The organism is Herbaspirillum lusitanum, assembly GCF_026127345.1.
Lineage (GTDB): Bacteria > Pseudomonadota > Gammaproteobacteria > Burkholderiales > Burkholderiaceae_D > Herbaspirillum > Herbaspirillum lusitanum.
Genome location: NZ_QXFG01000008.1, coordinates 762,124 through 785,468, shown reverse-complemented (window position 1 = coordinate 785,468; position 23,345 = coordinate 762,124). Strand labels below are relative to the sequence as shown.

Annotated in this window: 19 protein-coding genes; 14 read left to right on the top strand and 5 right to left on the bottom strand. The window is 62.1% G+C overall.

All coding sequences use genetic code 11. The features are described from left to right. Positions 1-7 precede the first annotated feature (7 nt). From DXT88_RS12005 to DXT88_RS11995, 3 genes are all read left to right on the top strand, one after another. Complete coding sequence (locus tag DXT88_RS12005; RefSeq protein ID WP_265213656.1) at positions 8-1,738, top strand: putative 2-aminoethylphosphonate ABC transporter permease subunit; 1,731 nt, start codon at positions 8-10, stop codon at positions 1,736-1,738. A gap of 44 nt (positions 1,739-1,782) precedes the next feature. Then, positions 1,783-2,808, top strand: a complete 1,026-nt coding sequence (locus DXT88_RS12000; protein WP_029363705.1) for a putative 2-aminoethylphosphonate ABC transporter substrate-binding protein — start codon at positions 1,783-1,785, stop codon at positions 2,806-2,808. Between the two features lie 86 nt (positions 2,809-2,894). Next, positions 2,895-4,067 (top strand): TIGR03364 family FAD-dependent oxidoreductase, encoded by a 1,173-nt coding sequence (locus DXT88_RS11995; RefSeq protein ID WP_265214153.1) that lies wholly within the window; start codon positions 2,895-2,897, stop codon positions 4,065-4,067. A gap of 59 nt (positions 4,068-4,126) precedes the next feature. Here DXT88_RS11995 and DXT88_RS11990 read toward each other — a convergent pair whose 3' ends face one another. Beyond that, on the bottom strand, positions 4,127-5,068 hold the full coding sequence (locus DXT88_RS11990) for a LysR substrate-binding domain-containing protein (RefSeq protein ID WP_016835219.1): 942 nt from the start codon (positions 5,066-5,068) through the stop codon (positions 4,127-4,129). Between the two features lie 46 nt (positions 5,069-5,114). Continuing rightward, positions 5,115-5,936 (bottom strand): FadR/GntR family transcriptional regulator, encoded by an 822-nt coding sequence (locus DXT88_RS11985; RefSeq protein WP_265213652.1) that lies wholly within the window; start codon positions 5,934-5,936, stop codon positions 5,115-5,117. A 282-nt stretch (positions 5,937-6,218) separates the two neighbouring features. On the opposite strand from DXT88_RS11985, the gene DXT88_RS11980 reads away from it, so the two are divergent. The 4 genes from DXT88_RS11980 (at position 6,219) to DXT88_RS11965 (ending at position 10,779) form a co-directional block, all read left to right on the top strand. After that, complete coding sequence (locus tag DXT88_RS11980) at positions 6,219-7,016, top strand: SDR family oxidoreductase (protein WP_016835217.1); 798 nt, start codon at positions 6,219-6,221, stop codon at positions 7,014-7,016. A gap of 19 nt (positions 7,017-7,035) precedes the next feature. Then, positions 7,036-8,469: an aldehyde dehydrogenase family protein gene (locus DXT88_RS11975; RefSeq protein WP_265213650.1), complete on the top strand. Its 1,434-nt coding sequence runs from the start codon at positions 7,036-7,038 to the stop codon at positions 8,467-8,469. Between the two features lie 31 nt (positions 8,470-8,500). Beyond that, complete coding sequence (locus tag DXT88_RS11970; protein WP_265213648.1) at positions 8,501-9,259, top strand: SDR family oxidoreductase; 759 nt, start codon at positions 8,501-8,503, stop codon at positions 9,257-9,259. Between the two features lie 203 nt (positions 9,260-9,462). Then, positions 9,463-10,779 carry an MFS transporter gene (locus DXT88_RS11965; RefSeq protein ID WP_016835214.1) on the top strand — a complete coding sequence of 439 codons (1,317 nt, stop codon included), beginning with the start codon at positions 9,463-9,465 and terminating at the stop codon, positions 10,777-10,779. 77 nt (positions 10,780-10,856) lie between these two features. On the opposite strand, the gene DXT88_RS11960 is transcribed toward DXT88_RS11965, so the two are convergent. Beyond that, positions 10,857-11,378, bottom strand: coding sequence for a hypothetical protein (locus DXT88_RS11960; RefSeq protein ID WP_265213646.1), 522 nt, complete (start codon positions 11,376-11,378; stop codon positions 10,857-10,859). Between the two features lie 161 nt (positions 11,379-11,539). Here DXT88_RS11960 and DXT88_RS11955 point away from each other — a divergent pair, with 161 nt between their 5' ends. The 6 genes from DXT88_RS11955 (at position 11,540) to DXT88_RS11930 (ending at position 16,877) form a co-directional block, all read left to right on the top strand. Next, positions 11,540-13,036: a protein adenylyltransferase SelO gene (locus tag DXT88_RS11955; protein ID WP_265213644.1), complete on the top strand. Its 1,497-nt coding sequence runs from the start codon at positions 11,540-11,542 to the stop codon at positions 13,034-13,036. Positions 13,037-13,109: 73 nt separating this feature from the next. Then, positions 13,110-13,508, top strand: a complete 399-nt coding sequence (msrB, locus tag DXT88_RS11950; RefSeq protein WP_016835210.1) for a peptide-methionine (R)-S-oxide reductase MsrB — start codon at positions 13,110-13,112, stop codon at positions 13,506-13,508. A 63-nt stretch (positions 13,509-13,571) separates the two neighbouring features. Further along, positions 13,572-14,192: a septation protein A gene (locus tag DXT88_RS11945; protein ID WP_016835209.1), complete on the top strand. Its 621-nt coding sequence runs from the start codon at positions 13,572-13,574 to the stop codon at positions 14,190-14,192. Continuing rightward, entirely contained in the window at positions 14,189-14,464 is a 276-nt protein-coding gene (locus tag DXT88_RS11940; protein ID WP_016835208.1) for a BolA family protein, read from the top strand. The genes DXT88_RS11945 and DXT88_RS11940 overlap by 4 nt, the downstream gene beginning before the upstream one ends. Before the next feature lie 86 nt (positions 14,465-14,550). Next, positions 14,551-15,327 (top strand): peptidylprolyl isomerase, encoded by a 777-nt coding sequence (locus tag DXT88_RS11935; protein ID WP_029363702.1) that lies wholly within the window; start codon positions 14,551-14,553, stop codon positions 15,325-15,327. Between the two features lie 431 nt (positions 15,328-15,758). Then, entirely contained in the window at positions 15,759-16,877 is a 1,119-nt protein-coding gene (locus tag DXT88_RS11930; RefSeq protein WP_016835206.1) for a porin, read from the top strand. A 135-nt stretch (positions 16,878-17,012) separates the two neighbouring features. Here the strand turns inward: DXT88_RS11930 and purL are convergent, their stop codons facing one another. Both purL and DXT88_RS11920 read right to left on the bottom strand, forming a co-directional pair. Beyond that, positions 17,013-21,032, bottom strand: a complete 4,020-nt coding sequence (gene purL, locus DXT88_RS11925) for a phosphoribosylformylglycinamidine synthase (protein WP_265213636.1) — start codon at positions 21,030-21,032, stop codon at positions 17,013-17,015. A 176-nt stretch (positions 21,033-21,208) separates the two neighbouring features. Further along, a complete protein-coding gene (locus tag DXT88_RS11920; protein ID WP_265213634.1) occupies positions 21,209-22,234 on the bottom strand; it encodes a zinc-binding alcohol dehydrogenase family protein in 1,026 nt (341 codons plus the stop codon). A gap of 122 nt (positions 22,235-22,356) precedes the next feature. Between DXT88_RS11920 and DXT88_RS11915 the strand changes: the two genes are divergently transcribed. After that, positions 22,357-23,274 carry a LysR family transcriptional regulator gene (locus DXT88_RS11915; protein ID WP_265213632.1) on the top strand — a complete coding sequence of 306 codons (918 nt, stop codon included), beginning with the start codon at positions 22,357-22,359 and terminating at the stop codon, positions 23,272-23,274. Positions 23,275-23,345: the final 71 nt, after the last annotated feature.

Genomic DNA, 23,345 nt, shown 5'->3' with positions numbered 1-23,345 from the left:
GCCCGGCATGAACACCTCCGTCCAGGCGTCGTCGCTCGCTGTCACCCCGGCCTCCGCACCCAGGCCGGCATCGACCTTCGATCGCGACGCGGCGACCGCGAACGGCCTGAAGTATTTCCTGCTGCTCTTGCTGGTGCTGGCGCTGGCCCTGCCGCTGGTGGCCGTGCTCGGCCAGGCGCTACTCGACCATAGCGGTGCCTGGGCCGGTCTGGCGCCTTGGAGCAAGCTGGTCGCCAATCCCAACTTCTTCCCGATGGCGGCGCGCAGCGTCGGCGTGTCGGCCGCGACCGCCTTGCTGGTGGTGCCGCTGGCCTACCTGTTCGCCTACGGCCTGCAACGCACGCTGGCGCCGTTCAAGGGCCTGTGGCGCGCGATCGCGCTGCTGCCGCTGCTGGCGCCTTCACTGCTGCCCGGCATTGCGCTGATCTACCTGTTCGGCAACCAGGGACTGTTCAAGGAATGGATGAATGGCAGCATTTACGGCTTCTGGGGCATCTTGCTGGGCGAGGCGTTCTACACCTTCCCGCATGCGCTGATGATCCTGTTGTCGGCGCTGTCGCTGGCCGATGCGCGCCTGTACGACGCTGCGTCGGCAATGGGCGCCGGCAGCTGGAAAACCTTCCGCACGGTGACGCTGCCGGCCACGCGCTACGGCATCTTCGGCGCTTTCTGCCTGGTGTTCACGCTGGCGATCACCGACTTCGGCGTGCCGAAAATCGTCGGCGGCGCTTTCAGCGTGCTGGCGGTGGAGGCTTACAAGGCCGTGGTCGGGCAGCAGCAGTTCGACCGCGGCGCACTGATCGGCTTGTTGTTGCTGATCCCGGCATTGCTGACCTTCTGCATCGACGGCTGGCTGCAGAAACGCCAGCGCGCCCAGATGAGCAGCCGCGCCGAAGTGCTGACGCCGCGTCGCCAGTGGCGCCGCGATGCGGTCTATACCTTGATCCTGCTGGCGATCAGCGCGGCCTTGCTGCTGATGATCGCCGTGGCGGTCGGCGCATCGCTGGTCAAGCTGTGGCCGTACAACCTCAAGCTGACGCTGATGCACTACGACTTCGACAACATGGACGGCGGCGGCTGGCTGGCCTACTGGAATAGCCTGCGCCTGGCCATCGGCACCAGCATCGTCGGCACGATCGTGATCTTCACCGGCGCCTGGCTGATGGAAAAAACGCGCAGCAATCGCCTGCTCGACAACGCATTGCGCTTCCTCAGCTTCCTGCCGATGGCGGTGCCGGGGCTGGTGCTGGGCCTGGGCTTCGTGTTCTTCTTCAATCATCCGGCCAATCCGCTGAACTTCCTGTACGGCAGCATGGCGATCCTGATCCTGTGCTCGGTCATGCACTTCTACACCACCGCGCATCTGACCGCCGTCACCGCGCTCAAGCAGATCGATCCCGAATTCGAAGCCGCCTCGGCCTCGCTCAAGGTGCCGCTGTTGCGTACTTACCTGCGCATCACCGTGCCGCTGTGCCTGCCTGCCGTGCTGGAAATCTTCCGCTACCTGTTCGTGTCGTCGATGACGACGGTGTCGGCGGTGATCTTCCTCTACAGCCCCAACACCGTGCTGGCCGCGATCGCCGTGCTGAACATGGATGACGCCGGCGACGTCGGCCCGGCCGCGGCGATGTCCACGCTGATCCTGCTGACCTCGATTGCCGTCTCGCTGCTGATGCACTGGGGCCTGGGCTATTGGGTGCGTCGCGCGCAGGCCTGGCGCAGCGCCGGGAAGCATTGATTCATTCGTTCGTCGTTTTACTTTTCCACCACAAGAAAGCAACCATGAAACCTACAACCATTCTGAAACTGCTTGCTTCCGTACTGGGTGCAGGCGCCCTGCTGTCCGCGCATGCAGCGACCACGCTGACCGTCTACACCGCGCTTGAGGCGGACCAGATCAAGGCCTATCAAGCCGAGTTCGAAAAGAGCAATCCGGACATCGAAATCAAATGGGTGCGCGATTCCACCGGCATCGTCACCGCCAAGCTGCTGGCTGAAAAGGCCAATCCGAAGGCGGACGTGATCTGGGGCCTGGCTGCTTCCAGCCTGGCGATCCTCGACAAGGAAGGCATGCTGACGCCTTACGCGCCGAAGAACCTGCCGGCGATTGAAGCCAAGTACCGCAGCCCGGCCAATCCGCCGGCATGGGTCGGCATGGACGTGTGGGGTTCGGCGATCTGCTTCAACACCGTCGAAGCGCAAAAGCAAGGTCTGCCGAAGCCGACTTCGTGGGCCGACCTGACCAAGCCTATCTACGCCGGCAAGATCGTGATGCCGCATCCGGCCTCTTCCGGCACCGGCTACCTCGACGTCACGGCATGGATCCAGATGATGGGCGAAGACAAGGCATGGGCCTACATGGACGCGCTGCACAAGAACATCGGCCAGTACACCCACTCCGGCTCCAAGCCATGCAAGCAAGCCGCCACCGGCGAATTCCCGATCGGCATCGCGTTTGAATATCGCGCCGTGAAGACCAAGAAGGAAGGCGCACCGATCGACATCATCCTGCCGTCGGAAGGCCTGGGCTGGGACCTGGAAGCGACCGCCATCGTCAAGGGCACCAGGAACCTTGACGCCGCCAAGCGGCTGGCCGACTTCTCCGCCAGCAAGGACGCCATGATGCAATACGAAAAGAACTTCGCCGTGCTGGCCGTGCCGGGCATCGCCAAGCCTGATCCGCTGCTGCCTGCAGATTATGAAAAGCGCCTGACCAAGAACGACTTCGTCTGGACCAGCAGCAACCGCGACCGCATCCTGACCGAGTGGAGCAAGCGTTACGAAAGCAAGGCTGAAAAGAAGCAATAAGCAGCAATAAGCAACACCGTGTAGACATGCCGCCCGTCGCCATCCAAAGCGCGGGCGGCGCTGAACAGAAGAACGTGGAGCATCGGATGGGCAACACCAATAAAGATCATATCGACGTCGCCGTCGTCGGCGCCGGCATACTCGGACTGGCGCACGCCTTTGCGGCGGTCAAGCGCGGCCTGCGCGTGGTCGTGTTCGAACGCAGCTCGACGCCAATCGGCGCCTCGATCCGCAATTTCGGCATGGGCCTGGTCACCGGCCAGCCGCCGGGCGTCATGCTCGGCCTCGCCAAACAGAGCCGGGCACTGTGGCTGCACCTGGCGCAGCGCGCCAACTTCAGCGCACGTGAAGCCGGCACCCTGCTATTCGCCCGTACTGCCGCCGAACATGCGGTACTCGAAGAATTCATGATCGTGCGTGCACGCCAGCACGGCTACGATGCCTCGCTGCTGGAAGGCGCACAGCTCGACGCCCTGTACGGCGGCCGCTTCCGCCATCATCGTTCGGCCCTGCACGGCACCCAGGATTTGCAGCTGTATTCGCGCGAGGCGGTACCGGCGCTGGTCTGCTACCTGCAATCGCAGGGCGTGCAATTCCATTTCAACACGCTGGTCAGGGAAGCCCGCGACGGTCATCTGTCGACTACCGCCGGCGAGTTTCGCGCGGAGCGCACCATCGTCTGTTCCGGCCACGATTACCAGACGCTGTTCGCCGACAAGCTCGGTGAAATGAATCTCAAGGTCTGCCGCCTGCAGATGCTGCGCGCGGCGCCGCAAGAGCGCTTGCCGCTGACGCATGCGGTCCTGACCGGTTTGTCGTGCACGCATTACGGCGCCTTCTCCGACCTGCCGAGCGCGGCCGGCGTGCATGCTGAAATCGAAGCGCAGTATCCGGTGCTGAACCGCCACGGCATCCATCTGCTGGTCAGCCCGACGCCGTATCAGGAACTGATCATCGGCGACTCGCACTACTACGGCGTCGATGCGCCGCCGTTCAATAACGAAGAGATCGATCAGCTCATGATCGGTCTGGCGGAAGAGACGCTGGGCGTGAAACTGAACGTGCTGGAACGCTGGCAAGGCGTCTACGGCAGCAAGGGACCGGGACCGTTCTCGGCTACGCCAATCGACGGCAAGACCACGGTGGTTCTGATGCACACCGGCATCGGCATGAGCGTGGGCCTGGCGCTGGGTGAGCGTGTGATCGGCGCCCTGCTGGACGGCGCGAAGTTGCCGGATCCGGCGGTCGACAAGAACTGACGCTCCGGGCGCATACCGTCGTCCCGGCATGCGTCCGGGCGACGGCAATCCGATATCAACTACTCGCGCGCCAAACCCTCCGTGTGCAGCCATTTTCCCTTGCGGCACAAGTCATCGGTCACATCCAGCACCAGCCGTTCTACCGCCGCAGCCGCATTGGTCAGCGGGATGTTCTTCGACGCGCACAAGGCCAGCGTACGCGCCATGCGTTCACCGCTGATGGGGAGCGCGACCATGTCGCCGCGTTCGATTTCGGACAGCAAGGGCGCCACCGGCAGGATGGTGGCGCCGATGTCGGCGAGGATGGCCGACTTCAGGATTGCCACCGAGTTGATCTCGATCACGTTGGCTAGCGACATGCCCTGTGAGCGCACGATGTTTTCAATGCGCGGCCGCACGCCGTGCTGCAGGCCGGGCAGGATCAGCGGCGCCTTGATGGCCTGCGCCAGCGTGACCGATTTCTTCTTGCCGGCGCCGTATTGTGAATCGGCGCGCGTGATGTACATCATCTCCTCTTCCACCATCGGCGTGCTGGCGAACGGCGACAGCTGGCCGTCGTCGAACAGCACTGCCAGGTTGATGCGGCCCGACTTGAGCTGGACGATCAGGTTGCCGGTCAGCTCCTCGGTAAGCAGCAAGGTGATTTCCGGATAGGTGGCGCGAATGGCGGTCAGCAGCGGCAACGCCAGCGCGCCCGAGACGCTTTGCGGAATGCCCAGCGCCACGGTGCCGGACGGCTTGTCATTGGATTGCGCCACCGCCGATTTGGCGTCGATGACTTGCTTGAGGATGGCCTGCGCGTGTTCGTAGAAGGTCTTGCCGGCGTCGGTGGCGATCACGCCTTGCGCGGAACGATGCAGCAGTTGCGCTTCGAGTTCTTCTTCCAGTTGACGGACCTGCTGCGTCAGCGCCGGCTGGGCGATGTGCAGCACGCGCGCCGCCCGTGACAGCGAGCCGTGATCGACGATGGCGACGAAATATCTGAGTTGGCGCAATTCCATGCAACGGATCCGATTCAGGTTGTTATTTTCAAGTTGTTATCTTTGATTACAAGCCGGGACGGCTATTGAACATGCGGCTGCGCGCATTTTCGATATGTCCGCGCATGGCCCGGCGCGCGCCTTCCGCGTCCTGCCGCTTGATCAGCTCGAAGATGTTGCGATGCTCGTCCATGGCGTCCTGGGTGCGCTTCCAGGGCTGGATGTGCATCAGGTGGCGCAGCATGTTGACGGCGTGGCTGACGTCGTATTCCAGCGTCTTCAACACCTGCACGAAACGCAGGTTGGCGGTCGCCGTGGCGATCGCCTCGTGAAAGGCGAAATCGAAATGGTGGGCGATGCCGCCGACTGCGTTGGCCTCTTCAAAACCGGTCAGCAATTCGTCCATCCTGGTCAGGTCGGCGGTGCTGCGGCGCAGGGCCGCCATGTAGGCGCATTCAGGCTCGACCACCATGCGCAATTCAAGGCCGTTCATGATGTGGCCGATGCGCTCGGAGGGTTCCGCAGTGGCCGGCTTGCCGGCGACGCCGGGGCTGTCCATGACGTAAGTGCCGGAGCCGCGCCGCGATTCGACCAACTGGTCTTCGCGCAGCCGGTCGAGGGCCTGGCGCACGATGGGCCGCGAGACGTCGAACAGCGTGGCCAGGTCGTTTTCCGACGGCAGGCGGCTTCCCACGCTGATCTTGCCTTCGACGATGGCGTGGAACAGGTTTTCGTAGACGCGTTCGGCAAAGCGCTCCTGGCGCACCGGACCGAGTCCGGCCGCGGCCAGCGCGAGCGCGTCGGTGGATAGTTGCGTGCGGATGCTGACGACTTTGGCGTCCGGCTTTTCCGGCGTTCCCTGCAGCTGGTCGTTTGGCGATTTCGGCATGGCTGGTCTCCGATGGCGATTTTCTGATGATTGCGCATGGTAGCGTATTTGCGCCGCAGCCATAAGCCCTCCTTATGGGCCTTCTGCTGTATTGCCCCTTGTCGATAAGTAGTAATATCAATTGACATCTTTTGACGATCAACTTACATTGATCTCAGACGAGGCAGCGGCGGTATCTTCCGACCGGCTGCCCATAAAACAAAAACGACAGGAGACAGACGGTCCGGCCCGATGGCTGCGACGGTGATATCTTTTGCCGTCCATTGTTTATCGAAGCCAATCATGAATAAGCCTTGCATTCAGCCTAGCCAGCCCTATCTCGAACAGTTTTCACTCACGGGAAAGACCGTACTCGTCACCGGCGCAGCGCGCGACATCGGCCTGGAAATCGCCCGCGCCATGGCGGGCAGCGGCGCCCACGTGATTCTCGGCGGCCGCAACCCGGGGACCTTGGCAAGCGCCGTGCAAAGCCTGACGGCGCAAGGCTTGTCGGCCGGCGCCCTCGCCTTCGACGTCACCGACAGAGCCGCCGTCAAGGACGCCTTCGCCCGCATCGCCAAAGAACATGGCGGCCTCGACGTACTGGTCAACAATGCCGGCGTGCGCAACCGCAAGCCGCTGCTCGAATTCAGCGACGACGATATCGTCGCCATGCTGGAGACCAACCTGGTCGCCGGTTACACGCTGTCGCGCGAAGCAGCACGCCTGATGGTGCCGAACAAGCGCGGCCGCCTGATTACCGTGACCTCCATTGCCGGCCAGATCGCGCGCTCGGGCGACGCCGTCTACACCGGCGCCAAGGCAGGTCTCACCGGCATGATGCGCGCACTCGCGGCCGAATACGGCCCGCTGGGCATCACCAGCAACGCGATTGCCCCCGGCGGCGTGGCCACCGAAGCCAATGCCGCCTCGATCGCCGATCCAAAAATCAACGCCCATTTCGCCACGCGCACGCCGCTGGGACGCTGGGCGCAGCCGGCTGAAATCGCCGGCGCCGCCGTGTTCCTCGCTTCCAACGCCGCCTCCTACGTCAATGGTCACGTTTTGTACGTGGATGGCGGCATGTCGATTGCCATGTAAATCAAAGGACTTTGAAACCATGAAACAGCACTTCATCAACAACCGCTGGACCGCGCCGTCCTCCGGCGAGAGCATTCCCGTCACCGATCCTTCGGACGGCGAAGTCTTCGAATCGCTGGCGCGCGGCAACGCCACCGACATCGACCTTGCAGTGCAAGCAGCGCGCAAGGCCTACGACAACGTGTGGAGCAGCACCAGCGCGGCCGACCGCAGCCGCCTGATGATGAAGCTGTCGCAAAAGCTGGCCGAGCACCAGGAAGAACTGGCGCAACTGGAAGCGCGCGACTGCGGCAAGCCGTTCAAGCAGGCGCGCGCCGATGCCGCCGCCATCGTGCGCTATTTCGAGTTCTATGCCGGCGCGGCCGACAAGCTGCATGGCGAAACGATTCCCTACCAGACCGGCTACACCGTGCTGACGCTACGCGAGCCGCATGGCGTCACCGCGCACATCGTGCCGTGGAATTATCCTATGCAGATCTTCGGCCGTTGCGTCGGCGGCGCGCTCGCCGCCGGCAACACTTGCGTGGTCAAGCCCGCTGAAGACGCTTGCCTGTCGCTGCTGCGCGTGGCGGAACTGGCTGCCGAAGTCGGCTTCCCCGAAGGCGTGCTCAACATCGTCACCGGCTACGGCCATGAAGCCGGCGACCTGCTGGTCAAGCATGCCGACGTCGATCACGTGTCGTTCACCGGTTCGCCCAACGTCGGCAAGATCGTGGTGCGCGCCACCGCCGAACATCACACGCCGGTCACGCTGGAACTGGGCGGCAAGTCGCCGCAGGTGGTGTTCGCCGACGCCGACTTCGACGCCATGCTGCCGGTGATCGTCAACGCCATCGTGCAGAACTCCGGACAGACCTGCTCCGCCGGCAGCCGCCTGCTGGTCCAGCGCAGCGCCTATGAGCAGGTATTGGAACGCGTCGGCGCCGCCTTCGGCAAATTGCGCGTCGGCTCGGCGGCGATGGACCTCGATTGCGGCCCCTTGATCCGCAAGACGCAACAGGAGCGCGTGGCCGGTTTCCTGCGCGACGCCGCCGACAGCAGGATCCCGATGGTGGCGCAAGGCCGCATCGCCGACGGCGTGCCGGCAGGCGGCTTCTACCAGGCGCCGACCTTGCTGCGCGACGTGCCGATTCAACACCGTCTGGCGCAGGAAGAAGTGTTCGGTCCGGTGCTGGCGGCCATGTCGTTTGAAGACGAAGCCGACGCCATCCGCCTCGCCAATGGCACCGATTTCGGCCTGGTCGCAAGCGTCTGGACGCGCGACGGCGGACGCCAGTTCCGCCTGGCGCGGGCAATCCGCAGCGGCCAGGTCTTCATCAACAACTATGGCGCCGGCGGCGGCGTTGAGTTGCCGTTCGGCGGCGTCAAGGCCAGCGGCCACGGACGCGAAAAAGGTTTCGAGGCGCTGTACGGCTTCACGGTCCTGAAGACCATCGCCATCAAACACGATTAAACAAGATATCCATCAACCACAAGGAGAAGACATGCGACTCAAAGACAAAGTAGCCATCGTGACCGGCGCCGGTTCGGGTTTCGGCGAAGGCATCGCCAAGAGCTATGCGCGCGAAGGTGCGCGCGTATTGGTGGCAGACATCAATGAAGCCGGCGGCAAGCGCGTCGTCGACGACATCGTCGCGGCCGGAGGCCAGGCGCGTTTCATCAAGACCGACGTCTCCCGGAGCGCCGACACGGCGGCGATGCTGGCCGCTGCGCTGGACGCCTTCGGCGGCGTGCATATCGTCGTCAACAACGCCGGCACCACGCATCGCAACCGTCCGATGCTGGAAATCGAGGAAGACGAATTCGAACGCGTCTATGCCATCAACGTGAAGAGCATCTTCCTGAGCGCAAAGACCTTCGTGCCCTACTTCCGCAAGGTCGGCGGCGGCGCCTTCATCAACATCGCCTCGACCGCCGGCATCCGCCCGCGTCCGGGCCTGACCTGGTACAACGGCAGCAAGGGCGCGGTCATCACCACCAGCAAATCGATGGCGGCCGAACTCGGCCCGGACAACATCCGCGTCAACTGCGTCAATCCGGTGATCTCGGCAACCGGCCTGCTGACCGAATTCATGGGCGTGCCCGACACCCCGGAAAATCGCAAGAAGTTCACCGCGACGATTCCGCTGGGCCGGTTCTCGACGCCGGACGACATCGCCAACGCCTGCCTGTACCTGGGTTCGGATGAAGCGTCGTTCATCACCGGCGCTTGCCTGGAAGTGGACGGCGGTCGCTGCGTTTAACCACGCACCAGACCGGCTGTAAGCGTTTTGTCAGCGATGAAACGCTTTCGGTTGAATCGGCAAAATTTGTGTCTATAATCACGCTGCATTAAAAAAGAACCAAAACAAGAACCACGGAAATCAGTACTTAACAAGGCCAGTCCACGAGACTGGCTTTTCATAACAACAAGACTGATCCATTTTTACTATGTATGGAGTGAGACATGTCGTATACCCCAGCACAAGGCGTCGCTGCGTCGCCCGGCACCGATGTATCGTTTGAAGAAGCGACTTTTTCCAAAGTCACATGGCGTCTGCTTCCGCTGCTTTTCCTCTGCTATGTTGCCTCTTACCTGGACCGCGTCAACGTCGGTTTCGCCAAGCTGCAAATGCTGCAGGACCTGAAGTTCAGCGAGACCGTGTACGGCCTCGGCGCCGGTATTTTCTTCATCGGCTATTTCATCTTCGAAGTCCCCAGCAACATCATCCTGCACAAGGTCGGTGCGCGGCTCTGGATCGCGCGCATCATGATCACCTGGGGCATCATTTCGGGCGCCATGATTTTCGTGACGACGCCGGAAATGTTCTACGTCATGCGCTTCCTGCTGGGCGTGGCCGAAGCCGGCTTCTTCCCCGGCGTGATCCTGTACCTGACCTACTGGTATCCGTCGCATCGCCGCGGCAAGATCACGGCGCTGTTCATGACCGGCATCGCCATCTCCGGCGTCATCGGCGGCCCGCTGTCGGGCTGGATCATGCATGCCTTCCCGGGCGTGCACGGCCTGACCGGCTGGCAATGGATGTTCATCATCGAAGCGATCCCATCGCTGGTGCTGGGCGTGGTCGTGATCTTCTACCTGAAGGACCGCATCCGCGACGCCGACTGGCTGAGCGAAGATGAAAAGCGCCTGCTGGAATCGCAGATCGCACAGGAACAGTCCGAGAAGGCGGAAGTCTCGCTGGGCCAGATGTTCGCCGACGGCAAGGTGTGGCTGAGCGCGATCATTTACTTCTGCTTCGTGATGGGCCTGTACGGCGTGAGCTTCTGGCTGCCGACCATCATCAAGACCACCGGCGTCACGGATCCGCTGAACATCGGCTTGCTGACCGCGATTCCTTACGCTGTCGCAGCCGTTGCGATGATCATGATCGGCCGCAGCGCCGACCAGCATCGCGAGCGCCGCTGGCACGTTGCGATCCCGGCGTTCCTGGGTTGCGTCGGCCTGCTGTTCAGCACCGTGTACGACCACAACACGCTGCTGGCGATGGCGTCGCTGACATTGGCCGCGGTCGGCATCCTGACCACCCTGCCCTTGTTCTGGAGCCTGCCGACGGCGTTCCTGAGCGGCGCTGCTGCGGCTGCCGGTATCGCGCTGATCAACTCGCTGGGCAACCTGGCCGGTTTCGTCAGCCCATACCTGGTCGGCTGGTTGAAAGACGCCACCCAAAGCACCAACACCGGCATGTACGTGCTGGCGGCGTCATTGCTGCTGGGCGGACTGCTGACGCTGGCGGTGCCGGCCAAGCTGGTCAATAAATAAGACGGCATCTTCACAATAAAAACGGCGGAGCCCGCAAGGGACTCCGCCGTTTTTTTATGTATCCGCTTTACGCGGCGTCAGCGCGCCAGCCGGCGCCAGATCGTATCCAACATATTGTTCAGTTCGGCGCCCTGCGCCTGGATCGCGCCCATGCCGTACTCCTTGCGCCGCACGCCCGCGTCGAACAGCTCAAGCGCCCACACGGCATCCGTGGTGCGTTGAAGCGGCAAGGCCTCGGGCAGGCTCCAGACCGCATTCATCAGCGGCACGATGAGCGCCAGGTCGTCTTCGCTCAGTTGCACCGTGCGGCTTTGCACCAGCGCCGGCTTTTCGGCCGGACTTTTCAGTTGGGTGATGAAGCGCGTCATGCTGCGCCGGTCGAGATCGACCGCCGACCAGTAGCCCACCGGCGTACCGAATGCGCCCTGCGAAATGACCACGCCGCGTACCGGCGTCATCTCGGCTGGTACGGTGACCGCGCACTCGCCGCAGACATGCGCCTTGACCGGGGCGTAGTCCGGGACTTCGGCGTAGGCATTGCCGGCCAGGCAGGCAAGCAACAGGACGTGACTACGGATGCGGCGGGACAATGTGCTCATGATGGACGACTCGCGGTGAAGGTTTGGCGGGATGGTCTCACATCCTCCGAAGAAATGCCGGACGTAGTGCGCCCTGAACTCCAGCCCAAACTGCAGCCTCATCCGATGGCCTGTCCGCTTCTCTGTCAAAATGGCGAATTCTTTTGTGCTGGCCCAAGTTCATGAACGCACCCCTCACCCCGTCCGGCGATATCGATCCCGCCGCGCTGCCTTTTGCCAATGCCTTCGCGGAATTGCCGCCGGCATTTTTCACGCGCCTGCAACCGACGCCGTTGCCGCAACCTTATCTGGTAGGCGTCAGCGCCGACGCCGCCGCGCTGATCGGCATCGATCCGGCGACGGCCGCCAGCGAGGGTTTCATTGACGTCTTCACCGGCAATGTCATCGCGCAGCACTCCAAACCTTTGGCGGCCGTGTATTCCGGCCACCAGTTCGGCGTATGGGCCGGGCAACTTGGCGATGGCCGCGCGATCCTGCTGGGCGACTTGCCGGCACGCGACGGCGGCCGCATGGAGATCCAGCTCAAGGGCGCCGGCCAGACGCCGTACTCGCGCATGGGCGACGGCCGCGCCGTGCTGCGTTCGTCGATCCGCGAATTCCTGTGTTCCGAAGCCATGGCCGGGCTTGGCATCCCGACCACGCGCGCGCTGTGCGTGACCGGATCGGATCTGCAAGTCCGGCGCGAGACGCTGGAAACCACGGCGGTGGTCACGCGCATGTCGCCCAGCTTCATCCGCTTCGGCTCGTTCGAGCACTGGTATCACAACAAGCGCCACGATGAACTGAAACTGCTGGCCGACAACGTCATCGCCAATTTCTATCCCGAATTGCTCGACGCCGACAATCCCTACCGCGCACTGCTGGCTGAAGTCACGCGCCGCACGGCGCACCTGATGGCGCACTGGCAGGCGGTCGGCTTCATGCACGGCGTGATGAACACCGACAACATGTCCATCCTCGGCCTGACGCTGGACTACGGCCCCTTCGGTTTCATGGAAGCCTTCGATGCGCGCCACATCTGCAACCACACCGACCAGCAGGGGCGCTATTCGTACCAGATGCAGCCGCGCATCGGCCAGTGGAACTGCTTCGCGCTCGGCCAGGCGCTGTTGCCGCTGATCGGCAGCGTGGAAGATACCGAAGCCGCGCTGGGGCAATACGAAGCCGAGTTCGCCGCGAAGAACGATGACTTGCTGCACGCCAAACTCGGCCTGGCGACACGTCAGGCCGACGACGACAAATTGTTCGAGTCCATGTTCGCCATCCTGCAGGCCGGCCACGTCGATTTCACCTTGTTCTTCCGCCGCCTGAGCGATTTGCGCGCCGGGGACAATGGCGGCGATGAAGCATTGCGCGATCTGTTCATCGAAAGACCTTCTTTCGATGCCTGGGCCGGGCAATACCGCGCCCGCCTGCAACAGGAAAACAGCGTCGATGCCGCCAGGAAACTTGCAATGGACGCAAGCAACCCCAAATACGTGCTACGGAATTATCTGGCGCAAGTCGCCATCGACAAGGCGCAGAACAAGGACTTCTCGGAAGTCGCCAAGCTGCAGGAAATCCTGCGCCGGCCTTTCGACGAACAGCCGGAACACGACAAGTACGCCGACCTGCCGCCGGACTGGGCCAGCCATCTGGAAGTCAGCTGCTCTTCGTGAACGTAAGATCGTCCGGCCTGGTCCGACCAAGTCATATCCAACCCATTTTTCCATCTTGCCAAGGAGCCACCCCATGACTGCCAAAGTTCAAAAAACCGATGCCGAATGGCGCGCCCAACTGGACGCCATGGAATACCAGGTGACCCGCCATGCCGCCACCGAGCGCGCATTCACCGGTAAATTCTGGGACCATCACGAAGCCGGCATTTATACCTGCGTCTGCTGCAATACGCCCTTGTTCGCCTCCGACACCAAGTTCGATTCGGGCTGCGGCTGGCCCAGCTATTTCAAGGCGCTCGATCCGGCCAACGTGCGCGAGATCGTCGACAAGAGCCATGGCATGATCCGCACCGAAATCGTGTGCAACGTCTGCGACGCGCACCTCGGCCACGTGTTCCCCGACGGCCCGCCGCCGACCGGCTTGCGCTACTGCATCAATTCGGCTTCGTTGCGCTTTGATCCGGCCACCTGATAAGCTGCGGGTCTGTACCGTCCTGCGCTCTCCGCTCTCCACCTTTTAAAAAGACCCAAGCAAATGAAGTTCTTGTTCGACCTCTTTCCCGTCATCCTCTTTTTCGGCGTATTCAAATGGGGTGAAGGCCATGCCGACGCCGCCCAGGGCCTGGTGTCGCAATACCTGTCGGGCGTGATGTCCGGCGGTGCGGTCACGGCCACGCTGGCGCCGATCCTGCTCGCCACGGCGGTCGCCATCGTCGCCTCGCTGGCGCAGATCGGTTATCTGCTGGCGCGCCGCAAGAAAGTCGACGGCATGCTGTGGGTCTCGTTGGCCATCATCGTGGTGTTTGGCGGCGCCACCATCTACTTCCGCGACGATACGTTCATCAAGTGGAAGCCGACCATTTTGTACTGGTGCTTCGCCGTCGCCTTGTTGGCCAGCCAACTTTTCTTCAAGAAAAATCTGATCCGCACGATGATGGAAAAACAAGTGTCCCTGCCCGAACCGGTATGGAGCAAACTGAACCTGGCATGGTCGGTGTTCTTCGTTGCGATGGGCCTGCTCAACCTGTATGTGGCGTTCAACTACACGCTCGACGTCTGGGTCAACTTCAAGATGTTCGGCACGATGGGCCTGATGTTCGCTTTCATCATCGCGCAGAGCCTGTTTCTGTCGAAATACATGAAGGACGCCGAATGAGCGCACGACCGGATATCATCCGCGAACGGCTGCTCGCCGCATTCACGCCGAGCGAGTGTCTGGTGGAAGACGAATCGGCCCTGCATGCCGGCCATGCGGGCGCTGCGTCGGGTGGCGGGCACTATCGCGTACGCCTGATTTCAGCCGCTTTTGAGGGGAAAAATCGTTTAATTCGGCATCGGCTGGTGTATGATTGCCTGGCTGACATGATGCACAAGGATATACACGCACTGGCCATCACGGCTATCGCCCCATCAGAAATAGCGAACTAACAAGACTATCCCCCCTCTTATCTCTCATACTTCCCGGCTTGTTAGCTATTAGTTACCTTATTACCTCCATTTTTTAGGATTCGATAATGACATTCAAACCTGCTCGTTTGCTGGTGCTGCTGTTTGCAGCCGCTGCTCTGCCAGTCATGGCGCAAAACCTCGCCGTCGTAAATGGCAAGTCCATCCCGTCGTCGCGCGCCGACGTCATGGTCAAGCAAATGACTGCACAAGGTCAGCCTGACAGCCCGCAACTGCGCGGCGCCGTCAAGGAAGAGCTGATCAACCGCGAAATCCTGATGCAGGAAGCCGACAAGCAAGGCCTGAGCAACAACGCCGACGTCAAGAACCAGCTCGAACTGGCGCGCCAGGGCATCGTCATCCGCGCCCTGATCGGCGACTACCTGAAGAAGCACCCGGTCGCTGACGCCGACATCAAGGCTGAGTACGACAAGTTCAAGGCGCAAGCCGGCGACAAGGAATACCACGCTCGCCACATCCTGGTCGACAAGGAAGAAGACGCCAAGGCAATCATCGCCAAGCTGAAGGCCGGCACCAAGTTTGAAGACCTGGCCAAGCAATCGAAGGACACCGGTTCCGCAGCCAACGGCGGCGATCTGGACTGGGCCACGCCTGCTTCGTTCGTGAAGCCGTTCTCCGACGCCATGGTTGCACTGAAGAAGGGTGACATCACCGAAACACCGGTGAAAACCCAATTCGGCTATCACGTGATCAAGCTGGAAGACACCCGTCCGGCCAAGGTCCCGACCCTGGAAGAAGTGAAGCCGCAAATCGCTGAAGCGCTGCAACAGAAGAAGCTGCAGGCTTATCAGGAAGAACTGCGCAAGAAAGCCAAAGTTCAGTAAGACTCAGTAGTAACCCCCGCATCATCTCGCGGCGCGCGCAAGCGTTCCGCGGACTTGAAAAAACGCCCTGCCGGAAACGGTTTGGGCGTTTTTTTAATTTTACGGCCTTGTTTTTTGATTTCTACAAAAAATGATGCCTCATGCGTAAAAAACCAAAAAAATTTAGCTTTCGTGCGTGAAACGCGCATTTCAGTCAATAAGGATGAGGAAATTATTTACGCATTTACCGAAAAACGACAAAAATCGCCATTGCCGCCGATTTCCTTTTTCAGTCGAAAAACGTCCTGATATTCTTGCGCCTTGCCCTATCGGGCGACGCCGCGCACCAACATTCAAAAGCAAGCGCGACGATGAACGGCAGGAGGCAGGCCGGTACACGATACCGTCATGCGCCCTGTCATCCATGACAAATGCAAGTTCAGGAGATATAGATGAAAAAAACTTACCTGGCCCTGGCTATCGCAGGTCTGACCTGCACCAGCGCGTTCGCACAGTCCAACGTCACCATCTACGGTATCGTCGACACCAGCATCCACTACCTCAGCAACGCCAATGCCCAAGGCAACGGCAACGTCCGTGTGGATAACGGCGCGATCGCCAACAGCCGTATCGGCTTCAAGGGCACCGAAGATCTGGGCGGCGGCCTGAAAGCCATGTTCCAGCTGGAAAACGGCTTCAGCAGCGATAACGGCGCGATGCTGCAAGGCGGCTCACTGTTCGGTCGTCAATCGTGGGTTGGCCTGCAAGGCGGTTTGGGCAAGATCCGTGTGGGTCGTCAGAACACCCCGCTGTTCGATCTGCTGGCCGATCATTTCGATCCGCTGACCGTCGGCAACTATGCAAGCAACTCCTGGCTGCCGGCCGCCGGCACCTTGATTCGCACCCCCAACATGCTGCGCTATGACAACGACTTCGGTCCGCTGTCGGCTTCTGTCAGTTGGGCCTTCGGCGAACAGGCCGGTTCGCTGCGCACGGGCAGCCAGTTCAGCAGCGCCCTGCGCTATACCGTCGGCGGCTTCGCGATCGGCGGCGGCTACCAGCAAACCGTGAGCGCCAGCAATTCCAGCTACAAGGACAAGGTCTGGAACCTGTCGGCGTCCTATGACTTTGGCCCAGCCAAGGTGTTCGGCGGCTGGTTCAACATCAAGGATCAAACCGGCCTGACCGGCGCCTACATGGCTGCCGACAGCGATATCAGCACCGGCTGGACCACCGCCACCACTGTCCCAGCGACTCCAGGCAACCAGCGCAAGGACAACGGCTTCTTCCTGGGCAGCAGCTACAAGGCCACCAGCGCCCTGACCCTGACCGGCGCGTTCTACTACGACAAGAGCAAGAACGTGTCGTACACCACCTTGGGCAATGTTGGCGACGGCAAGCGTTACGCCGTGGTCGGTTGGGCCGACTATGCGCTGTCCAAGCGTACCCAGCTGTACACCACGATCGACTACAACAAGGCCAGGGACGCGGCCGTGTATGAACTGACCAACTCGGCATCGGGCAAGAACAGCCTGACCACCGTCGGCGTCGGTATCCGTCACATTTTCTGATCCGGCTTGATGTGCACTGCGGCCAGCCGCAGTGCATTGAGGCTTCAGAAAACAAAAAGCGCAGTTCCGAAAGGAACTGCGCTTTTTTATTGCCTTCGATTTTTGCAGCCGGGGCCGGGGCTGTGTCAGCCTACGTCAGCCCACCCACTTGCGTGCATTGCGGAACATGCGCATCCACGGCGAATCCTCGCCCCACGCATCCGGATGCCACGACTGCGTCACCGTGCGGAACACCCGCTCGGCATGCGGCATCAGCACGTTGAAACGGCCGTCCGGCGTGGTCACCGAGGTAATGCCTTGCGGCGAGCCGTTCGGATTGTACGGATAGGATTCGGTCACTGCGCCCTTGTTGTCGACGAAACGCATCGCCACCAGCGCCTTGTTGACGTCGCCGGTCAGCGAGAAGTCGGCAAAGCCCTCGCCGTGCGCAACCGCGATGGGCGTTTGCGTGCCGGCCATGCCTTGCAGGAAGATCGACGGCGACTCCTGCACTTCCACCATCGAGAAGCGCGCTTCGAATTGTTCCGACTTGTTGCGGGTGAACTTCGGCCAGTCTTGCGCTCCCGGGATGATGGACTTGAGGTTGCTCATCATCTGGCAGCCGTTGCAGATGCCCAGCGAGAATGTGTCCTGGCGCTGGAAGAATTGCGAGAACTGCTCGGCCAGTTGGGCGTTGAACAGAATGGTCTTGGCCCAGCCTTCGCCCGCACCGAGCACGTCGCCGTAGGAGAAACCACCGACCGCGATCAGGCCCTTGAAATCATCCAGTTTTGCGCGACCGGCGATCAGGTCGCTCATGTGCACGTCGACCGATTCAAAGCCGGACTTGTGCATCACGTAGGCGGTTTCGATATGCGAATTGACGCCCTGCTCGCGCAGGATCGCCACGCGCGGACGCGCGCCGATGTTGAGGAACGGCGCCGCGATGTCTTCCTGCGGGTCGAAGGTCAGCTTCGGCGTGATGCCGGGATCGGCTGCGTCCAGCAGACGCTCGTATTCGGCATCGGCACAGGCCGGATTGTCGCGCAGGCGCGCGATGCGCCAGCTGGTTTCGCTCCACAGGCGATGCAGCGCGCTGCGCGGCTGGCTGTAGATGTTCTTGGCGTCGCGCATGAATTCGATCACGTCGCGGTTGTTCGGCTTGCCGATGATGTGGCTGCAGGCGCCCAGGTTGAAGGTGCGCAGCACGTTCATGACTTCCGACTTCTGCTCGGCGCGCACCTGGATCACGGCGCCCAGTTCTTCGTTGAACAGCGCGCGCAAGGTCAGCTCGTTGCGACGTTCGCCGACCTGCGACGTCCAGTTCTTGGAGTCGCCCCAGTCCGCAGCATGTTCGCTCTCCATGGCCAGGATGTCGAGGTTGATCGACAAGCCGCTGCGGCCGGCGAAGGCCATTTCCGTCAGCGTGGCGAACAGGCCGCCGTCCGAACGGTCATGGTAGGCCAGCAATTGACCTTCCTTGTTCAGTTGCTGGATCGCGGCGAAGAAGCCCTTGAGGTCTTCGGCGCTGTCGACGTCCGGCGTTTCATTGCCGATCTGCTGCATGACCTGCGTCAGCGCCGAGGCGCCCATGCGGTTCTTGCCGCGACCGAGGTCGATGGCGATCAGCACGGTGTCGCCCAGGTCGGTGCGGATCTGCGGCGTCAGCGTGCGACGCACATCCTGCACCGGCGCGAACGACGACACGATCAGCGACACCGGCGACGTCACGGACTTGGCGTCGCCGTCGTCCTTCCAAGTGGTGCGCATCGACAGCGAATCCTTGCCGACCGGGATCGACACGCCCAGCGCCGGGCACAATTCCATGCCGATGGCCTTGACGGTGTCGAACAGTGCGGCGTCCTGGCCGGGCTGGCCGCAGGCCGCCATCCAGTTGGCCGACAGCTTGATGTCGGAAATCTTTTCAATTGCCGCAGCGGCGATGTTGGTGATCGCTTCGCCCACGGCCATGCGGCCGGATGCAGCGGCGTTGATCACCGCCAGCGGCGTGCGCTCGCCCATCGCCATCGCTTCGCCCAGATAGCCTTCCAGGCTCATGGCGGTGACGGCGCAGTCAGCAACAGGAACCTGCCATGGACCGACCATCTGGTCGCGCACGGTCATGGCGCCCACGCTGCGGTCGCCGATGGTGATCAGGAAGGATTTGTCGGCCACGGTCGGCAGACGCAGCACGCGGTGCGAGACTTCGACCAGGTCCATGCCGGTCAGGTCGACCGGCGGCAATTCCACGGCAACGTGCTGGACGTCGCGATGCATCTTGGGCGGCTTGCCCAGCAGCACGTCCATCGGCATGTCGACCGGATTGTTGTTCTGTTCGGGGTCGACCAGCTTGAGCTGGCGCTCTTCCGTCGCGGTGCCGACCACGGCGAACAGGCAGCGCTCGCGCTCGCACAGGTAGCGGAACAGCGGCAGTTGCTCGGGCGCGATCGCCAGCACATAGCGTTCCTGGGATTCGTTGCTCCAGATTTCTTTCGGCGCCAGGCCGCTCTCTTCCAGCGGAATCTTGCGCAGGTCGAAAATCGCACCGCGCTTGGCGTCGTTGGTGATTTCCGGGAAAGCATTCGACAGGCCGCCGGCGCCGACGTCATGGATCGACAGGATGGGATTGTCGTCGCCCATGGTCCAGCAGGCGTTGATGACTTCCTGCGCACGGCGTTCCATTTCGGGATTGCCGCGTTGCACCGAGTCGAAGTCCAGATCGGCGGTATTGGCGCCGGTCGCCATCGACGACGCGGCGCTGCCGCCCATGCCGATGCGCATGCCGGGACCGCCCAGTTGGATCAGCATGCTGCCGACCGGCAGGTCGTTTTTCCTGGTGTGCTTGGCGTTGATGCTGCCGATGCCGCCGGCGATCATGATGGGCTTGTGATAGCCCTGCACGTTGCCGCCGACGTTTTGTTCATAGGTGCGGAAGTAGCCGCCCAGATTGGGACGGCCGAATTCGTTGTTGAACGCCGCGCCGCCGAGCGGACCATCGATCATGATTTGCAGCGGCGAAGCGATGCGATCTGGCTTGCCGTAGATCCCGCCCTGTGCCAACGCATCGCGCTGGGCCGGCGCTTGCGCGACGTCGCGGGCGTTTTCCCATGGTTGCACCGCATGGGTGACCATCAGGTTGGAAACGGTAAAGCCCGTCAGGCCCGCCTTTGGCTTGGCGCCGCGGCCGGTTGCGCCTTCGTCGCGGATCTCGCCGCCGGCGCCGGTGGAGGCGCCCGGGAATGGCGAAATGGCGGTCGGGTGATTATGCGTCTCGACCTTCATCAGGATATGCGTCAGTTCGTCCGATGCTTCGTAGACGTTGCCCTTGGCTGCGCCGCGCTGGTAGAAGCGCGAGATGTTGGCGCCTTCGATGACGGATGAGTTGTCGCTGTAGGCGACCACGGTGCCTTCGGGATGCAGCTCGTGCGTGTTGCGGATCATGCCGAACAACGACTTGCTTTGCTTCTCGCCGTCGATGGTCCAGTCGGCGTTGAAAATCTTGTGGCGGCAGTGCTCGCTGTTGGCCTGCGCGAACATCATCAGTTCGACGTCGGTCGGATTGCGCTGGGCGCGGGTGAAGGCATCGACCAGGTAGTCGATCTCATCGTCGGACAGCGCCAGGCCGAGTTCGGTGTTGGCGCGTTCCAGCGCGGACTTGCCGCCGGCCAGCAGGTCGATGAATTCCAGCGGCTTGGCTTGCAGTTCGCTGAACAGGCCGGCCGCTTCCTGCGGCGTGCGCAGGACCATGTCGGTCATGCGGTCGTGCAGCAGCGCGGCGACTGCCGCGACGCTGGCCTCGCCGAGCTTCTTGGCGCCGCCCAGCAGGCCGCTCTTGACCTGCACGTGATAGGCGATGCCGCGCTCGATGCGATGGATGTTGGCCATGCCGCAGTTGCGGGCGATGTCGGTGGCCTTGCTGGCCCACGGCGAAATCGTCCCGAAACGCGGGATCACCACGAATTCGTCACCCTCGGCCGCGCCGCTGAACGGCTCGCCGTAGGTCAGCAAACCGTCGAGGCGGTCCTGGTCTTGCTGCGACAATTCACCGACGGCGTCGATGAAATGGATGAAGCGTCCGGTCACGCCCGTAATGGCGGCGTCGACAGCTTGCAGTTGGGACAGGAGACGTTGGGTGCGGAAGGCGGAAAGGGCATTGGAGCCCGGCAGAATCAGCATGGCAGGAAGTCAGGATTTGGCGGTGGAATCGAGTCGTATCTGAGTCCCGTGGTGCAGCGTTTGCACTGGGAAATACGAAAAGCAGCATTATACCTTGCCCACCCTGTTCCAGCCCATGAAAACCGCCATTCCGGCAGGAAAGCAATCCGGAATGGCAGCATCATGCGATCAAAAGCTTAAAAGTCTTTCAACACGATCTTGCCGATCACGCGCCCGCCTTCCAGGTCGGCATGCGCCTGGCGCAGGTTGGCGGCATTGATCGGCGACAACACCTTGCTGAGCGTGGTGCGGAGCACGCCCCGGTCGATCAGGGCGGCGATTTCATTGAGCAACTTGCCCTGCTCGCCCATGTCCGGGGTCTGGAACATCGACCGCGTGAACATGAATTCCCACACGAAACCTGCGCTCTTGGCTTTCAGCAACGACACGTCCAGCGGCGCGCTGTTCTCGACGATGGTGGCGATCGTGCCTTGCGGTGCAATGACCTGCGCCGCCGCCGGGAAATGCTTGTCGGTGTCGTTCAGGATCAGCACGTGGTCGACCTGCTCGAAACCGACGCCCTTGAGCTGGGCCGGGATGTCACCGAAATGGTTGATCACCTGCTGCGCGCCCAGTTCGCGCACCCATTTCTCCGATTCCGGACGCGAGGCCGTGGCGATCACGTTCAGGCCGGCCACCTTGGCCGCGAGCTGGATCGCGATCGAACCGACGCCGCCGGCGCCGCCGATGATGAGGATGCTGGGCGCCTTGCCGGAAGCGGCTTCGGCCTTGCGAGGAACGCGCAGGCGCTCGAACAAGGCTTCCCAGGCCGTGATGGCGGTCAGCGGCAAGGCCGCAGCCTGTTCCACCGACAACGATGCCGGCGCGTGGCCGACGATGCGTTCGTCAACCAGCTGGAACTCGCTGTTGCTGCCAGGACGCGTGATGTCGCCGGCGTAGAACACCTGGTCGCCGACCTTGAAGCCGGTGACGTCGGCGCCGATCGCCTCAACCACGCCGGCGGCGTCCCAGCCGAGTACCCGCGGCGTGTCTTCGACCTTGTCCTTGGGGGCGCGCACCTTGGTATCGACCGGATTGACGGCAATTGCCTTGACCGCCACCAGCAGGTCGCGGCCTTGCGGCGTCGGGCGCGGCAAGTCGACGTCGAGCAGGGATTCGGGATTGGCAATGGGCAGGTAACGCTTCAGGGCGACGGCTTTCATGGTGTTTCTCCTTTATCAAGCACCCGGCAAATGTCCGGGAGATGAGGCATTATCACAGCATCGCAAAAACAGATAAATAGACTTAAAATTGAATTACTTACAAATTTAATTTGAAAATCGACATGGTCGCGACCACCGACTTGCAATTGCTGATCCATACCGCCGACACCGGCAGCCTGTCGCAGGCCGCGCGCCTCCTCGGCATCCTGCCGGCCACCGCCAGCGCCAGCCTGAAGCGCGTCGAACAGCGCCTCAACACGCGCCTGTTTGCGCGCTCCACGCGCAGCATGCGGCTCACGCCGGAAGGGGAAATTTTCCTGGAATACTGTCGCGACGCGCTGGCACTGCTGCAGGAAGGCGAAACCCTGCTCAGTAGCGGCAAGGATGCAATCCAGGGGCATATCCGACTGTCAATGCCGTCCGACATCGGCCGCAACGTGCTGTTCCCGTGGCTCAACGAATTCCAGGCGCTGCATCCGGCGGTCAAGTTCACGATGCAGTTTTCGGACCGGATCGCGGACCTGTTTCGCGACGCCGTCGACGTCGCCATCCGTTCGGGAAAGTTGGCCGACTCGTCGCTGGTCTCGCAGCAACTGGCGACCGGCCGACGCGTGCTGGTGGCATCGCCGGACTACCTCAATCGCCGCGGCGCGCCGCAGACGCCGGATGATCTGGCGCGCCACAACTGCCTGTTGTTCTATCTGAAACAAGGCTTGTTCAACCAATGGCGCTTTCAGAACGGCAAGCAAACCATCGACATCAAGGTGCAAGGCGACCGCATGACGGACGACGCCTCGATCGCGCGCGAGTGGGCCGTAGCCGGCGTCGGCATCGCCTACAAATCCTGGATCGACGTGCGCGACGACGTACGCGCCGGCAAGCTGGCGACCTTGCTTGATGCGTACTGCCAGGAAGAAATCCCGCTCAATGCGGTCTATCCTCATCGCAACAGCGCATCGCCGACGGTGCGCGCCTTGCTGGCTTTTTTGCGGGCGCGCTTCGATGCACTGGACGCATTGGATACAGCGAACGCGCAATGAAAAACGGCCCGGCCGACTGATGTCGAACCGGGCCGGCGGGAACGCCTGCCGTGGCTTGGCTTGCTTGCCGC